This is a genomic window from Aeromonas sp. 55A, assembly GCF_051919665.1.
Classification (GTDB): domain Bacteria; phylum Pseudomonadota; class Gammaproteobacteria; order Enterobacterales; family Aeromonadaceae; genus Aeromonas; species Aeromonas veronii.
The window spans coordinates 3,823,959-3,839,208 of sequence record NZ_JBQBEH010000008.1; the positions used below are offsets into that span (position 1 = coordinate 3,823,959).

At 61.6% G+C, this 15,250-nt stretch carries 12 protein-coding genes; all 12 read left to right on the plus strand.

The window, feature by feature from the left end; translation table 11 throughout:
- Window position 1 precedes the first annotated feature (1 nt).
- The 12 genes from nuoC to ACTG2G_RS21630 all read left to right on the plus strand — a co-directional run bounded on the left by nuoC (window position 2) and on the right by ACTG2G_RS21630 (window position 15,248).
- Window positions 2-1,807 (plus strand): NADH-quinone oxidoreductase subunit C/D, encoded by a 1,806-nt coding sequence (nuoC, locus tag ACTG2G_RS21575; RefSeq protein ID WP_429203920.1) that lies wholly within the window; start codon window positions 2-4, stop codon window positions 1,805-1,807.
- An 80-nt stretch (window positions 1,808-1,887) separates the two neighbouring features.
- Window positions 1,888-2,430: an NADH-quinone oxidoreductase subunit NuoE gene (nuoE, locus tag ACTG2G_RS21580; protein WP_439985839.1), complete on the plus strand. Its 543-nt coding sequence runs from the start codon at window positions 1,888-1,890 to the stop codon at window positions 2,428-2,430.
- Window positions 2,427-3,812, plus strand: a complete 1,386-nt coding sequence (nuoF, locus tag ACTG2G_RS21585; RefSeq protein ID WP_043823885.1) for an NADH-quinone oxidoreductase subunit NuoF — start codon at window positions 2,427-2,429, stop codon at window positions 3,810-3,812. Before nuoE ends, nuoF begins: the two co-directional genes overlap by 4 nt.
- 41 nt (window positions 3,813-3,853) lie before the next feature.
- Window positions 3,854-6,610 (plus strand): NADH-quinone oxidoreductase subunit NuoG, encoded by a 2,757-nt coding sequence (nuoG, locus tag ACTG2G_RS21590; protein ID WP_421385953.1) that lies wholly within the window; start codon window positions 3,854-3,856, stop codon window positions 6,608-6,610.
- Complete coding sequence (nuoH, locus tag ACTG2G_RS21595) at window positions 6,607-7,575, plus strand: NADH-quinone oxidoreductase subunit NuoH (protein WP_005337244.1); 969 nt, start codon at window positions 6,607-6,609, stop codon at window positions 7,573-7,575. The genes nuoG and nuoH overlap by 4 nt, the downstream gene beginning before the upstream one ends.
- Before the next feature lie 10 nt (window positions 7,576-7,585).
- The gene (gene nuoI, locus ACTG2G_RS21600) at window positions 7,586-8,128 is read left to right on the plus strand and encodes an NADH-quinone oxidoreductase subunit NuoI (protein ID WP_005351100.1); all 543 of its coding nucleotides are present in this window, start codon (window positions 7,586-7,588) and stop codon (window positions 8,126-8,128) included.
- A 10-nt stretch (window positions 8,129-8,138) separates the two neighbouring features.
- Window positions 8,139-8,690: an NADH-quinone oxidoreductase subunit J gene (gene nuoJ / locus ACTG2G_RS21605; RefSeq protein ID WP_005337246.1), complete on the plus strand. Its 552-nt coding sequence runs from the start codon at window positions 8,139-8,141 to the stop codon at window positions 8,688-8,690.
- Window positions 8,687-8,995, plus strand: a complete 309-nt coding sequence (gene nuoK, locus ACTG2G_RS21610) for an NADH-quinone oxidoreductase subunit NuoK (protein ID WP_005337247.1) — start codon at window positions 8,687-8,689, stop codon at window positions 8,993-8,995. The genes nuoJ and nuoK overlap by 4 nt, the downstream gene beginning before the upstream one ends.
- Window positions 8,992-10,839 carry an NADH-quinone oxidoreductase subunit L gene (gene nuoL, locus ACTG2G_RS21615; RefSeq protein WP_439985840.1) on the plus strand — a complete coding sequence of 616 codons (1,848 nt, stop codon included), beginning with the start codon at window positions 8,992-8,994 and terminating at the stop codon, window positions 10,837-10,839. The genes nuoK and nuoL overlap by 4 nt, the downstream gene beginning before the upstream one ends.
- Window positions 10,840-10,937: 98 nt before the next feature.
- On the plus strand, window positions 10,938-12,482 hold the full coding sequence (gene nuoM, locus ACTG2G_RS21620; RefSeq protein WP_216978570.1) for an NADH-quinone oxidoreductase subunit M: 1,545 nt from the start codon (window positions 10,938-10,940) through the stop codon (window positions 12,480-12,482).
- The gene (nuoN, locus tag ACTG2G_RS21625) at window positions 12,479-13,942 is read left to right on the plus strand and encodes an NADH-quinone oxidoreductase subunit NuoN (protein WP_439985841.1); all 1,464 of its coding nucleotides are present in this window, start codon (window positions 12,479-12,481) and stop codon (window positions 13,940-13,942) included. The genes nuoM and nuoN overlap by 4 nt, the downstream gene beginning before the upstream one ends.
- Before the next feature lie 181 nt (window positions 13,943-14,123).
- On the plus strand, window positions 14,124-15,248 hold the full coding sequence (locus ACTG2G_RS21630) for an FIST signal transduction protein (protein WP_421385956.1): 1,125 nt from the start codon (window positions 14,124-14,126) through the stop codon (window positions 15,246-15,248).
- Window positions 15,249-15,250: the final 2 nt, after the last annotated feature.

The following is a 15,250-nucleotide window of genomic DNA, read 5'->3' on the forward strand; positions in this document are numbered from 1 at the left end:
CATGAAACTGACTCGTGATTTTCCCAGCAATTACGCCATGGCCCAGTGGCAGCCCAGCGACCACAAGGATGCCAAAGTCATTGGCGAACTGTTTGCCCACTTCGGGGCCGAGCACTTCACCGTGCAGACTACCCGTACCGGCGTGCCGGTGGTCTGGCTTCCCCGCGAACTGCTGCAGGATGTGATGGGCTTTTTGCGCAAGGTGCCCTCCCCGTTTGTGATGCTGTTTGATCTCAGCGCCACCGATGAGCGGCTGCGCAGCCATCGCGACGGTCTGCCCCAGAGCGATTTCACCGTCTTCTATCACCTCATCTCCATCGACCGTAACGCCGATGTGATGTTGAAAGTGGCGTTGGCCGAAAGTGACCTGCATCTGCCCACCATCACCAACCACTTCCCCAATGCCAACTGGTACGAGCGGGAAGTGTGGGATCTGATGGGCATCACCTTCGATGGCCACCCCCATCTGACCCGCATCATGATGCCCAAGAGCTGGCAGGGTCACCCGCTGCGCAAGGATTACCCGGCGCGCGCCACCGAATTCGATCCCTTCATGCTCGATGCCGCCAAACAGGACATGGAGCAGGAGAACCTGCTGTTCAAACCGGAAGAGTGGGGCCTGGCCCGCGGCAACGAGAACGAGGACTACATGTTCCTCAACCTCGGCCCCAACCACCCCTCTGCCCACGGCGCCTTCCGGTTGGTGTTGCAGCTCGATGGCGAGGAGATCCGCAACTGCGTGCCCGATATCGGTTATCACCATCGTGGTGCCGAGAAGATGGGCGAGCGCCAATCCTGGCACAGTTACATCCCCTATACCGACCGGGTCGAGTATCTGGGCGGGGTGATGAACAACCTCCCCTATGTGCTGGCGGTCGAGAAGCTGGCCGGCATCAAGGTGCCGCAGCGGGTCGACATGATCCGGGTGATGATGGCGGAGCTGTTCCGCATCCAGAGCCACCTCTTGTTCCTCGGGACCTATATTCAGGACGTGGGGGCCATGACCCCGGTCTTCTTTACCTTCACCGATCGGCAGAAGATCTACACCATCATCGAAGCGATCACCGGTGCCCGCATGCATCCGGCCTGGTTCCGTATCGGCGGTGTGGCCCACGACCTGCCGAAGGGATGGCAACGGCTGGTGCAGGACAACCTGCTGAGCTGGCTGCCCAAACGTCTGATGGATTACGAAAAAGCGGCGATGCGCAACAGCATTCTGCGCGGTCGAACCATAGGCGTCTCTGCCTACACCACCGAGCAGGCGTTGTCCTGGGGCTCCACGGGGGCCGGATTGCGCGCCACCGGCCTCAACTTCGACATACGCAAGTGGCGCCCCTACTCCGGTTACGATCAGTTCGACTTTGAAGTGCCAGTCGGCAGCAATGGCGATGCCTACGACAGAGCCACCGTGCGGATCGAGGAGATCCGCCAGAGCATGTCGATCATCGAGCAGTGCATGAAGAACATGCCGGAGGGCCCCTTCAAGGCGGATCACCCCCTCACCACCCCGCCGCCCAAAGAGCGCACCCTGCAGCACATCGAGACCCTGATCAACCACTTCCTGCAAGTGTCTTGGGGCCCGGTGATGCCCGCTGCCGAGTCGTTCCAGATGATTGAGGCGACCAAGGGGGTCAACAGTTACTACCTGACCAGTGACGGCTCGACCATGAGCTACCGGACCCGTATCCGCACCCCGAGCTTTGCTCACCTGCAGCAGATCCCCTCGGTGATCAAGGGCAGCATGGTGTCGGACCTCATCGTCTATCTGGGCAGTATCGATTTTGTTATGTCGGATGTGGACCGTTAAGTAATCCCACCTCCCGGCCATGGCCGGGAATTGGGATCGCCGGACGAGCAGTAAAAGGACAAGCCACCAAAGGTCAAGTCATGAGCCAGCAATGTCAGTGTCACAATAATCAGACCCCACAGGGGCAAGGGGCATGCAGCAGCAAACAGGACGACTTCGTTCTGAGCCAGGCTGAACGCGATGCCATCGAACACGAGAAACACCACTACGAAGATCCCCGCGCCGCCAGCATCGAAGCGCTCAAGATCGTGCAGCAGGCCAGAGGCTGGGTACCCGACGGCGCCATTCACGCCATCGCGGCCGAGCTCGGCATTCCCGCCAGCGACGTGGAGGGGGTCGCCACCTTCTACAGCCAGATCTTCCGCCAGCCAGTAGGGCGTCACATCATCCGCGTCTGCGACAGCATGGTCTGCTACATCAATGGCCATGAAAATCTGCTGGCCGGTCTCAAGGAGGTGATGAACCTCGGCCCCGGTCAAACCACCCCGGATGGCCGCTTCACCCTGCTGCCGGTCTGCTGCCTTGGCAACTGCGACAAGGGGCCAGCCATCATGATCGATGACGATACCTATGGCGGCCTCGATCCGGTGACCTTGCTGAAAACCCTGGAGGCTTACCCATGAGCCTGCCGCAGAACAAAATTCTCGCCTCTCTTGGCACCGCCAACCGCACGGCACGCACCGCCGAGACCCACCCGCTCACCTGGCGGCTACGTGATGACGGCCAGCCGGTGTGGCTGGAGGAGTATCAGGCCAAACAGGGCTATGACGCAGCCCGCAAGGCGCTCGGCCAGATGAGCCCGGACGAGATCGTCAGCACCGTCAAGGATGCCGGTCTCAAGGGGCGTGGCGGTGCGGGCTTCCCCACTGGCGTGAAGTGGGGGCTGATGCCCAAAGACGAGAGCATGAACATCCGTTACCTGCTCTGCAACGCCGACGAGATGGAGCCCAACACCTGGAAAGATCGCCTGCTGATGGAGCAACTGCCCCACCTGCTGATCGAGGGGATGATCATCTCGGCCCGGGCGCTCAAGGCCTATCGCGGCTATATCTTCCTGCGCGGCGAGTATGTAGATGCTGCCATCCACCTGCGCCGTGCGGTGGAAGAGGCCAAGGCCGCCGGTCTACTGGGCAAGAACATTCTGGGATCCGGTTTTGACTTCGAGCTGTTCGTCCACACCGGCGCCGGCCGCTACATCTGTGGTGAAGAGACGGCGTTGATCAATTCGCTGGAAGGGCGCCGCGCCAACCCGCGTGCCAAACCCCCCTTCCCCGCCGTTTCCGGCGTCTGGGGCAAACCCACCTGCGTCAACAACGTCGAGACCCTCTGCAACGTCCCCGCCATTATCGGCAACGGGGTCGCCTGGTATCACGGGCTGGCGCTGCCGGGCTCGGAAGATCACGGCACCAAGCTGATGGGCTTCTCCGGCAAGGTGAACAACCCCGGGGTCTGGGAGCTGCCGTTTGGCATCACCGCCCGCGAGCTGTTTGAAAATTACGCCGGCGGCATGAAGAGCGGCTATCGCCTGAAAGCCTGGCAACCGGGCGGCGCAGGCACCGGCTTCCTGCTGCCGGAGCACCTCGATGCCCAGATGTATACCGCCGGTATCGGCAAGGTAGGTACCCGGATGGGGACCGGCCTCGCCATGGCGGTGGATGACTCCATCAGCATGGTCTCCCTGCTGCGCAACATGGAGGAGTTCTTCGCCCGCGAGTCGTGTGGCTGGTGCACGCCCTGTCGCGACGGCCTGCCCTGGAGCGTCAAGCTGCTGCGGGCACTGGAACGTGGCGAAGGGCAATCCGGCGATCTGGCGACTCTGGAACAACTCTGCGGTTTCCTTGGCCCGGGCAAGACCTTCTGCGCCCACGCACCGGGCGCCGTCGAGCCGCTCGCCAGCGCCATCAAATATTTCCGCTCCGAATTCGAGGCCGGGATCAAAGGCAGCGGTGATAACCGCAAGCCGGTCAAAGGGATCCAGCCCAATCTGCTGGGCGAGCGCTGGTAACGACACCACAGATTTCACAAAACAGGTTTCAGGGAAGTTGTATGGCAACCATTTATGTAGACGGCAAAGAGTACGAGGTAGACGGAGCAGATAACCTGCTGCAAGCCTGTCTGTCGCTGGGTCTGGACGTCCCCTATTTCTGCTGGCATCCGGCGCTGGGTAGCGTTGGCGCCTGCCGCCAGTGTGCGGTCAAACAGTATCAGAATGCCGATGACAAACGCGGTCGTCTGGTCATGTCTTGCATGACCCCGGCCACCGATGGCAGCTACATCGCCATCGAGGATGAAGAGGCTAAAGAATTTCGCAAGAGCGTGGTGGAGTGGTTGATGACCAACCACCCCCACGACTGCCCGGTGTGCGAAGAGGGCGGCGCCTGCCACCTGCAGGATATGACGGTGATGACCGGCCACAACAGCCGTCGCTACCGCTTCACCAAACGCACCCACCAGAATCAGGAGCTGGGCCCCTTCATCGGTCACGAGATGAACCGCTGCATCGCCTGCTACCGCTGCGTCCGTTACTACAAGGATTATGCCGGTGGCGAGGATCTCGGGGTCTATGGTGCCCACGACAACGTCTATTTCGGGCGGGTCGAGGATGGCACCCTGGAGAGCGAATTTTCCGGCAACCTGGTGGAGGTCTGCCCCACCGGCGTCTTCACCGACAAGACCCACTCCGAACGTTACAACCGCAAGTGGGACATGCAATTTGCCCCCAGCATCTGCCAGCAATGCTCCGTGGGCTGCAACATCAGTCCGGGTGAGCGTTATGGCGAGCTGCGCCGCATCGAAAACCGCTTCCACGGCAGCGTCAACCACTACTTCCTCTGTGACCGTGGCCGCTTTGGCTATGGCTACGTCAATCTGGCCGACCGTCCGCGCCAACCGCTGCTCAAAGATGGCAACGACCAGCTGACCATCACGGTGGATGGTGCCCTCAACCGCGCCGCCGATGCCCTGCGCACGGCCCGCGGCCTCATCGGCATCGGATCGCCCCGCGCCTCGCTGGAGAGCAACTTTGCCCTGCGCGAGCTGGTGGGTGCAGACAACTTCTACGCTGGCGTCGAGCAGGCCGAATGGGCCTGTCAGCTGAAGATGCTGCAGATCCTGCAACAGGGCGGCGTGCCAACCCCGAGCCTGCGGGACATGGAAGAGGCCGACGCCATTCTGCTGCTCGGCGAAGATGTCACCATGAGCGCCGCCCGTATCGCGTTGGCGCTGCGCCAAGCCGTCAAGGGCAAGGCTCGCGAGCTGGCCCGCAAGATGAAGGTGGATCTGTGGCAAGTCGCCGCCGTTCAGACCCTGGGTCAGAACGAGCGCTACCCGCTGCTCATCACCAGCCTCGACACCACCCGTCTGGACGATGTGGCGGCCGACAAGCTGCACGCCCCCTATGCCGATCAGGCGCGCCTTGGCTTTGCCATCGCCAACCTGCTCGACCCAGTAGCACCGGCCGTGAGCGACCTCTGCTCCGAACAGCAGGCACAAGCGGCTCGCTGGGCCGAGCTGCTCGGCAACGCCAAGAAGCCGCTCATCATTGCAGGCTCCAGTGCCCGCGATGTGGCGCTGCTTGAGGCGGCCAGCAACATTGCCCGCGCCCTGAAAGGCCGAGGACTGGAAGCCAGCATCGCGCTGGTTGGCCAGGAGGCCAACTCGCTGGGTCTGGCCATGCTGGGCGCTCAAACCTTGTCAGACAAGCCGCTCGAAGCCGCCCTTGCGCGTATCGAGGCCGAAGAGGGGTTGGCGCTGGTCACCCTGGAGAACGATCTCTACCGCCGCGCGCCGCGCAACCGGGTGGATGCTGCGCTGGCACGGCTGCAGCACCTGCTGGTCATCGACCATCAGGCGACCCCGACCGCCAACAAGGCAGATCTGGTGCTGCCAGCGGCCAGTTTTGCAGAGGCCGATGGCACCCTGGTGAACATGGAAGGGCGCGCCCAGCGCTTCTTCCAGGTCTATGTGCCCGCCTTCTACAACGCCGATATTCAGGTGCGTGAAGGGTGGCGCTGGCTGGCGGCGCTGCAAGGGGCGATCGAACGCAAGCCGCTGCGCTGGCAGAACTTCGACCAGGTCAACCATGACTGCGCCACCAGCAATCCGCTGCTGGCTACCATGCTGGAAGCGGCGCCCAACGCAGGCTTGCGGATCCGTGGCATGCGACTGGCCCGTGAGCCGCATCGTTACAGCGGTCGCACCTCCATGCTGGCGGATCAGAACGTCAGCGAGCCGCGGGTAGCGCAAGATCCCGACTCCCCCTTCAACTTCTCCATGGAAGGGTATGCCGGAGCCCGTCAGCCGCTGCCGCAAGTACCGTTCGCCTGGGCGCCGGGCTGGAACTCCCCCTCCGCCTGGAACAAGTTCCAGGATGAAGTGGGTGGCAAACTGCGTGCTGGCGATCCGGGTCGCCGTCTGCTGGAAGCAACAGACCAGCAGGCAGAAGGCAAGGAGCTGCTCGGCTGGTTCACCACCATCCCCGCCCCCTTCAAGGCCGCAGAGGCACTGCAGGTGGTCAATTATGCCCAGCTGTTTGGCGGCGAGGAGCTCTCCGCTCGCAGCCCGGTCATTCAGGCCCGGATGAACGAACCCGAGCTGGTGCTCAATCCCCTTGATGCGCAGCGTCTGGCCCTCCACGGGGGCAGTCAGGTTTCCTTCTCCTGGGGCGGTAGCCACTGGCAACTGCGTCTGCGGCTTAGCGAGCAGCTGAGCGCCGGTCTGGTGGGGCTCCCCCTTGGGGTGAACGGCCTGCCGACGGCCCTGCAACAAGCCTCAATCACTAACCTGCAGGAGGTGATCGCATGAGCGAGTCGCTGATCGATCTGTTGCTGGAGGTGGGCAAGGCACTGATCGTGCTGGTGGGGATCGTGGGGGCTGGCGCCTTCATGAGCTTCATCGAGCGCCGTCTGCTGGCCCTGTGGCAGGATCGCTACGGCCCCAACCGGGTGGGGCCGTTTGGTCTGCTCCAGCTGGCCGCCGACATGATCAAGATGTTCTTCAAGGAGGACTGGATCCCGCCGTTCGCTGATCGGCGGATCTTTATCCTGGCCCCCATCATCGCCTTCACTGCCTTTATTCTGGCGTTTGCGGTGGTGCCCATCACCCCCACCTGGGGCGTGGCGGATCTCAATGTGGGGCTGCTCTACATCTTGGCCATCGCGGGGCTGGCGGTCTATGCGGTGCTGTTCGCCGGCTGGTCGAGCAACAACAAATACTCATTGCTCGGCAGCTTGCGCGCCTCGGCCCAGACCCTCTCCTACGAGGTGTTTCTCGGACTCTCCCTGATGGGGATTGTGATCCAGACCGGCAGTTTCAACCTGCGGGATATCGTCGAGGCACAGGCAGACTTGTGGAACGTGGTGCCCCAGATCCTGGGCTTTGTCACCTTCCTGTTTGCCGGTGTCGCTGTCACCCACCGTCACCCGTTCGATCAGCCAGAAGCCGAGCAGGAGCTCGCCGACGGCTATCACATCGAGTATGCGGGGATGAAGTGGGGTCTCTTCTTCGTGGGCGAATATATCGGCATCGTGCTGATCTCCTCGCTCATCGTGACCCTCTTCTTCGGTGGCTGGCACGGCCCCTGGCTGCCCCCTTTCATCTGGTTTGCCCTGAAGACCGCCTGTTTCATGGTGTTCTTCATCCTGCTGCGGGCTTCCCTGCCTCGCCCGCGCTTTGACCAGGTGATGTCGTTTGGCTGGAAAGTCTGCTTGCCGCTGACCCTGATCAATATGCTGGTCACCGCGGCAGTTGTACTGATAAGTACGCAGTGAGGCACTCAATATGAAAATTGTTAGCATTATTCAGGGTGTCGGCACCCAGTTACGCAGTCTGGCCATGGTCTTCTCCCATGCCTGGCGGCCCCGTGAGACCCTCAACTATCCGGAGCAGGCAGTCTATGCCGCCCCCCGCTACCGCGGCCGTATCGTGCTGACCCGCGACCCCGACGGGGACGAGCGCTGCGTAGCCTGCAACCTCTGCGCAGTTGCCTGCCCGGTCGGCTGCATCTCGCTGCAAAAATCCGAGCGGGATGATGGCCGCTGGTATCCGGAGTTCTTTCGCATCAACTTCTCTCGCTGCATCTTCTGTGGCCTGTGTGAAGAGGCTTGCCCCACCACCGCCATCCAGCTGACACCGGATTTCGAGATGGGTGAGTATCGCCGCCAGGATCTAGTGTACGAGAAGGAAGATCTGCTGATCAGCGGGCCCGGCAAATACCCGGACTACAACTTCTATCGCATGAGCGGGATGGCCATCGACGGCAAGCCGAAAGGGGATGCCGAAAACGAAGCCAAGCCCATCGATGTCAAGAGCCTGCTGCCCTGAGGAGTCAATCATGGAACTGGCATTTTATGCCTCGGCCCTGGTGGCCATTTACAGCACGCTGCGGGTGATCAGCACCAGCAATCCCATGCATGCGCTGCTCAATCTCATCATCTCCCTCATCGCCGTGGCCATGATCTTCTTCTGCTTGGGTGCCGCCTTTGCGGGCGCCCTGCAGGTGATCGTCTACGCCGGCGCCATCATGGTGCTGTTCGTGTTCGTGGTGATGATGCTGAACCTGGGGAGTGCCCAGGCGCAGGAGAAAAAGTGGCTCACCCCCATGACCTGGGGGGGCCCAGCCCTGCTCTCGCTGATCCTGCTGGGCTTTCTGGCCCACGGCATTCTCGGGGTGACCGGCGGCCTGATCGGAGTGACCGAAGTGACCGCCAAGCAGGTGGGTGTCGAGCTCTTTGGCCCCTATGTGCTGGCGGTGGAGCTTGCCTCCATCCTGCTGCTGGCGGGTCTGGTAACCGCCTATCACCTGGGTCGGGAAGAGAAGAGCGGTGAAGTGCTCTCCGTCCCGCGCTCTGCTTCCCGCTCTGCACAAGAAGGAGGTCAGCAATGAATGGAATCCCTATGGAGCACGGCCTCCTGCTGGCCGCGGTGCTCTTCTGCATCGGCTTGTGCGGTCTGCTGATCCGCCGCAACCTGCTCTACATCCTGATGAGTATCGAGATCATGATGAATGCCTCGGCACTGGCGTTTGTGGTGGCGGGTAGCCGCTGGGCCCAGGCCGATGGCCAGATCATGTATATCTTGGTGATTTCTCTGGCGGCAGCGGAGGCCAGTATCGGCCTTGCCCTGTTACTGCTGCTCTATCGTCGTTACCACACCCTGAACGTGGACACTGTGAGCGAGATGCGCGGATGAGCCTCTTATATCTGACTTTTCTATTTCCGCTGCTGGGATGGCTGGTGCTGGCCTTCTCCCTCGGCCGGTTTGGCGAGCGTACCTCGGCGCTGATCGGGGTGGGTTCCATTGGTCTCTCGGCGCTTACCACACTCTGGGTCGACATCGACTTTCTGGGCAACCCGCCAGAGGGGGGCGTCTATGTCCAGCGCCTGTGGCAATGGATGGCGGTGGGCAACTTTACCCCGAGCTTCTCGCTGGCACTGGATGGCCTGTCGCTGACCATGCTGGGGGTGGTGACCGGGGTGGGTTTCTTCATCCACCTGTTCGCCTCCTGGTATATGCGCGGGGAAGAGGGTTACTCCCGCTTCTTCACCTACACCAACCTCTTTATCGCCAGCATGCTGTTTCTGGTACTGGCCGATGACCTGCTGTTTGTCTACCTCGGCTGGGAAGGGGTGGGGCTGTGCAGCTATCTGCTGATCGGCTTCTACTACAAGGATCGCAAGAACGGAGCGGCCGCCCTCAAGGCATTTGTCGTGACCCGGGTGGGTGATGTCTTCCTCGCCATCGGCCTGTTTATCCTCTATCGGGAACTGGGCACCCTCAATATCCACGAGCTGCTGGTTCGTGCCCCGACCCTGTTTGCCGAGGGCTCCCCTGCCCTGTCACTGGCCTGTCTGATGCTCCTGGGTGGCGCGGTCGGTAAATCGGCACAGTTGCCGCTGCAAACCTGGCTGGCAGATGCGATGGCAGGCCCGACCCCGGTCTCCGCGTTGATCCACGCCGCCACCATGGTGACCGCTGGTGTCTACCTGATTGCTCGTACCCACGGCCTGTTCCTGCTGGCGCCGGAGATCCTCCATCTGGTCGGTCTGGTTGGCGCCATCACGCTAGTGCTGGCAGGCTTTGCAGCGCTGGTTCAGACCGATATCAAGCGGATCCTCGCCTACTCCACCATGAGCCAGATTGGCTACATGTTTCTGGCTCTCGGTGTCGGCGCATGGGAAGGGGCCATCTTCCACCTGATGACCCACGCCTTCTTCAAGGCGCTGCTGTTCCTCTCCGCCGGTGCCGTGATCAACGCCTGCCACCATGAGCAGAACATCTTCAAGATGGGCGGGCTGCGCAAGAGTCTGCCGCTGGTCTATGCCTGCTTCCTGGTGGGGGGCTCGGCGCTGGCCGCGCTGCCGCTGGTCACTTCCGGCTTCTACAGTAAAGACGCCATCCTGTGGCAAGTAGAAGCCTCTGGCCAAAGCGCGCTGCTGTGGGCAGGTCTGGTAGGGGCATTCCTCACCTCGCTCTACACCTTCCGGCTGATCTTTATCGCCTTCCATGGCAAAGAGCAGACCAAAGCCCATGCGGGCCACGGTCTGGCTCACCATCTGCCGCTGCTGGTGCTGCTGGTGCTTTCTACCGGCATCGGCGCGCTGATCACCCCGCCACTGGCAGGTGTACTACCCGCAGGCCCGGGGGACCATATCGAAGAGGGTCGCCATGCGCTGGAGGTAGCCTCTGGCATCATCGCCATCGCTGGCATTGTGCTGGCTGCGTTTCTGTTCCTTGGTGAGCGCCGTCTGGCCACCTCCATTGCCAACAGTGCGCCGGGTCGCCTGCTCAGCACCCTCTGGTTCAATGCCTGGGGCTTTGACTGGCTCTACGACCAGCTGTGGGTCAAACCCTATCTGCTGGCGACCCGGCTGCTGGCCCGAGACCCGCTGGACTGGATGATGGGCCTGCCCGCCTGGTTTGCCCTGCGTGGCAACCAGCTGCTGGCCTGGACCGTGACCGGCAAGTTGCGCTGGTATGCCGCCTCCATGGGGATCGGCGCCGTGCTGGTGCTGGCGCTGTTGCTGCTGGGATAACGCGATGAACAACCGGACAATCATACAGCCAGGCTGTTTGCTCTCCCTGATGGAACAGGGAGCGCAATCTCATATGAACTTGAACGAGAGCTGATACCGTGACCTTACTCTGGATCTTGCTAATTCCTTTTATCGGCGGCTTGCTCTGCTGGCAGATGGAGCGTCTCGGCGGGCAGTTTGTCCGCTGGGTAGCCCTGCTGTCCATGAGCGCCAGCCTGCTGCTCTCCTGTGCTATCTGGCTAAGCGGTGATTTCTCCCTTGCCACCACGGGTCTCGACAGCGCGGGCGTCTCCGGTGCTGCCTCCGCCTGGGCCGCCGAGTGGCGCCTGCCGTGGATCCCCCGCTTCGGCATCTCTTTGCATCTGGCGGTGGATGGCCTGTCGCTCTTGATGGTGATCCTCACCTGCTTTATCGGGGTGCTGGCCATCCTCTGTTCGTGGAAAGAGATCGTGCAGCGCATCGGCTTCTTCCACCTCAACCTGCTCTGGATCCTGGGCGGCGTGCTCGGGGTCTTTATGGCGCTGGACCTGTTCCTCTTCTTCTTCTTCTGGGAGATGATGCTGGTCCCCATGTACTTCCTGATTGCGCTCTGGGGCCATTCGGTCACTGACGGCAAATCACGGATCAACGCCGCAACCAAGTTCTTCATCTACACCCAGGTGAGCGGCCTTATCATGCTGGTGGCCATCATCGGGCTGGTGCTGACCCACCAGCATGCCACCGGAGTCTTCACCTTCAACTATCTGGAGCTGCTCAATACCCCGATGAGCAAGGGCGTTCAGTGGCTGCTGATGCTGGGCTTCTTCATCGCCTTCGCGGTCAAGATGCCGCTGGTACCGCTGCACGGCTGGCTGCCGGATGCCCACAGTCAGGCGCCGACCGCAGGTTCGGTGGATCTCGCCGGTATTTTGCTCAAAACCGCCGCCTACGGTCTGCTGCGTTTTGCCTTGCCGCTCTTCCCCGAAGCGTCCGCCGAATTTGCTCCATACGCCATGGTGCTGGGTCTTGTTGGCATCGTGTATGGCGCCATCGTGGCCTTTGCCCAGACCGACATTAAACGGCTGGTGGCCTACACCAGCATCTCCCACATGGGTTTTGTGATGATCGCCATCTACTCGGGAAGCGAAGTGGCCCTGCAGGGTGCGGTGGTGCAGATGATCGCCCACGGTCTCTCCGCTGCCGGCCTCTTTATCCTCTGCGGTCAGCTCTACGAGCGGTTGCACACCCGGGATCTGCGCCAGATGGGCGGCCTGTGGGGACGCCTGCGCTATCTGCCCGGCGTGATGCTCTTCTTCTCGGTGGCGTCACTTGGCATGCCGGGCACCGGCAACTTTGTCGGCGAGTTCCTGATCCTGGTCGGCAGCTTCCAGGTTGCCCCTGTCATCACGGCGGTCGCCACCTTCGGTCTGGTGCTGGCCTCGGTCTACTCTCTCATCATGTTGCAGCGTGCCTGCTTTGGCCCCGCCAAGGATGAGAGCATGCTCAAGGGACTGGATCGCCGCGAGCTGACCATGATGATGGTGATCGCGGGTCTGCTGGTTCTGCTTGGCCTCTATCCCCAACCCGTGATTGACACCGCCAGCAGCAGCCTTATCAACGTGCTGCACTGGTATCTGCTGCCGACTGCTGGAGCCCTGCAATGACTTTCTCCGCTTCCCAACTGCTTGCACTGCTTCCCCTGCTGTTGACCACCGGGGCCATGGCGGCCCTGATGCTGACCATCGCCTGGCGCCGCTGTGTCACTACCGCCTTTACCGTGACCATTGTTGGCCTCAACCTTGCTCTGTTCTCGCTGCCCATCGTGATGGCGCAAGGGGATCAGGGGGTCACCCCGCTGCTGCAAGTGGACAGTTACGCCGTCTTTTACATGGGACTGGTACTCATCGGCGCCCTGGCCACCTGCACCTTCGGTCAATCGTGGCTGAAAGCTTACCCGGACAACCGGGAAGAGTTCTTCCTGCTGCTGCTGATCGCCACCGCTGGTGGTCTGGTGCTGGCCTGCTCCCGTCACCTCGCCTCTCTCTTTATCGGGATCGAGATGCTGACCCTGCCGATGTTCGGTCTGGTGGGTTACGCCTACCGCGAGCGCCACTCGCTGGAAGCCGCGGTGAAATACATGGTGCTCTCTGCCGCCGCCACTGCCTTCCTGCTGTTTGGCATGGCGCTGCTCTATGCACAGGCAGGCAACTTGAGCTTTGCTGCCCTGGGGCAGACCCTGGCCGAGAGCCCGGCTCACCACCCGCTGCTGATGGGGGGTTTGGGGTTAATGCTGGTCGGTTTCGCCTTTAAACTCTCCTTGGCCCCCTTCCACCTCTGGACCCCGGATGTCTACGAAGGTGCCCCGGCACCGGTGGCCACCTTCCTCGCCACCGTCAGTAAGGTCGCCGTGTTTGCCGTGCTGCTGCGTTTCTATCTGGCGGTACCGGCGGCGAGCGATCCCATGATCCACTGGCTGCTGGCAGCCATGGCAGTCATCTCCATCCTGGTCGGCAACCTGCTGGCCCTGGTGCAGACCAACATCAAGCGGATGCTGGGTTACTCCTCCATCTCCCACTTCGGCTACCTGCTGGCGGTGATCGTGGCGAGCCGATTCGGCCAGATGCCGGTGGAAGCAGCCGGGGTCTACCTGCTGATGTATCTGTTCACCAGCCTGGGTGCCTTTGGGGTGGTGAGCATGATGTCGAGCCCCTATCGCGGCAAGGATGCCGACTCCCTGCACAGCTATCGTGGTCTGTTCTGGAAGCGCCCCTATCTGACTGCCGTACTGACGGTGATGATGTTGTCACTCGCGGGCATCCCGATGACCCTCGGCTTTATCGGCAAGTTCTACCTCATCGGCGTCACCGTCGAGGCGCAGCTCTGGTGGCTATCCGGTGCCATCGTGCTCGGCAGCGCACTGGGTCTCTACTACTACCTCAAGGTGATGGTGACCCTCTATCTGCGCGAACCGGGTATGCAGCAGCGGGATGCCAGCGCAGACTGGGCTCTCTCCTCCGGTGGAGTGGTAGTGCTGCTCTCTGCAGCGCTGGTGGTGTTGCTGGGGCTCTATCCCCAGCCGGTCATCAGCCTGGTACAAGGGTTTCAGCAGGTGGTGTTGCAGTAACACGGCTCATTCCCCTTCAAAACCGGCCCATGTGGCCGGTTTCTTTTTTATGTGGATTGCCTGCGGGCAGAGACCCTTTTGTGTTGGCATCTCACACCCCGTGCAGCCGTTGGTCTCGTCCGGTATTCATCCAACCCCCTTGCTGATATATTGATGACTGGCAGGAATGGAGTTCCGAGCGATGATGCAGCCTACTTTTCATCAATTTGATGCGCATCCACTGGCCGATGCATTGCTTCCCTATGAGGGGCAACGACTCGACGTGTTGCTGGCCGAGCGGGATGCCGCACGCGTTGCCGATCTGCAGCAGCAGTGTCAGCGCCTCAACATTCAACTCTGTGGCGCAATCTTTCCACGCCTTGTCAGTCGGCACGGTTTCCACGAAAGGGGGGCTTGGCTGTTGCCCCGACCCGCATCCCACAATTCTCTGCTGCTCTCGCTCTCCCCTACAGCCAGTGCCGATACACTGGCCGATACCATCTGCGAGCAGTTGGCGTCCCGACTGGCAGAATGGCCGGACACCGAGAAGGTTCCCACCCTCTTTCTCACCTTTGACGCCATGCTCCCCAATATTGCAACCCTGCTCGAGGGGATCTATCTAAGGCTGGCGGACAGGGTCAACTATGCGGGTGTCAATGCAGGTAGCGGCCAGTTCACAGCCATGCCCTGCCTGTTTGACACCCAGATATTGCTGGGGTATGGGGTCAGCTGTGCACTGCTCTCCCCCCACAGTCCCCCCTTGCTGGAGCACGGCTATCAACTCACTGCCCAGCCCATGCTCGCCACCAGCAGTGAAGGCAACAAGATCTCCTTTATCGACTGGGAGCCGGCTTTTAGCCGCTATCAATCCCTGATCCGGCAGCAGTTCCAGCAAAACCTCACACCAGAGCAGTTCTATCGGTACGGTGTACATTTGCCCTTGGGGTTGCTGCGAGCCAATGGCGATGTGATCGTGCGGATCCCGGTCGCCGTTACCGACGAAGGTGCCCTGCTCTGCGTCGGAGAGGTGCCTGACCACAGTATTCTCACACTGCTGAAAGCCCCGGAAAGCCCCACAGAGCACGCTGTCGAACTGGCCGAAAAGCTCGGCCGACAAGGTACACCCGAGCGCCTCGAGATCTATTACTGCGCCGGCCGTCAGCAGCACTTCGGCGAACAGAGCACCCTGGAGCTGGAGACCCTCTTTAGCCACAGCGGAGCCCACGAGCTGGTCGGGGCCCTCTCTCTTGGCGAGATAGGAAGTGTAAGGCCGGGGGATTACCCGCTCTTTCACAACGGTGCCATCCTCTGTCTCAGCGAGGGTTAGCA

Coding starts and splice junctions, on each gene's coding strand:
- nuoC (WP_429203920.1), top strand. CDS start 2: ATGAAACTGACTCGTGATTTTCCCAGCAATTACGCCATGGCCCAGTGG.
- nuoN (WP_439985841.1), top strand. CDS start 12,479: ATGACTTTCTCCGCTTCCCAACTGCTTGCACTGCTTCCCCTGCTGTTG.
- nuoH (WP_005337244.1), top strand. CDS start 6,607: ATGAGCGAGTCGCTGATCGATCTGTTGCTGGAGGTGGGCAAGGCACTG.
- nuoJ (WP_005337246.1), top strand. CDS start 8,139: ATGGAACTGGCATTTTATGCCTCGGCCCTGGTGGCCATTTACAGCACG.
- nuoE (WP_439985839.1), top strand. CDS start 1,888: ATGAGCCAGCAATGTCAGTGTCACAATAATCAGACCCCACAGGGGCAA.
- nuoL (WP_439985840.1), top strand. CDS start 8,992: ATGAGCCTCTTATATCTGACTTTTCTATTTCCGCTGCTGGGATGGCTG.
- ACTG2G_RS21630 (WP_421385956.1), top strand. CDS start 14,124: ATGATGCAGCCTACTTTTCATCAATTTGATGCGCATCCACTGGCCGAT.
- nuoF (WP_043823885.1), top strand. CDS start 2,427: ATGAGCCTGCCGCAGAACAAAATTCTCGCCTCTCTTGGCACCGCCAAC.
- nuoI (WP_005351100.1), top strand. CDS start 7,586: ATGAAAATTGTTAGCATTATTCAGGGTGTCGGCACCCAGTTACGCAGT.
- nuoG (WP_421385953.1), top strand. CDS start 3,854: ATGGCAACCATTTATGTAGACGGCAAAGAGTACGAGGTAGACGGAGCA.
- nuoK (WP_005337247.1), top strand. CDS start 8,687: ATGAATGGAATCCCTATGGAGCACGGCCTCCTGCTGGCCGCGGTGCTC.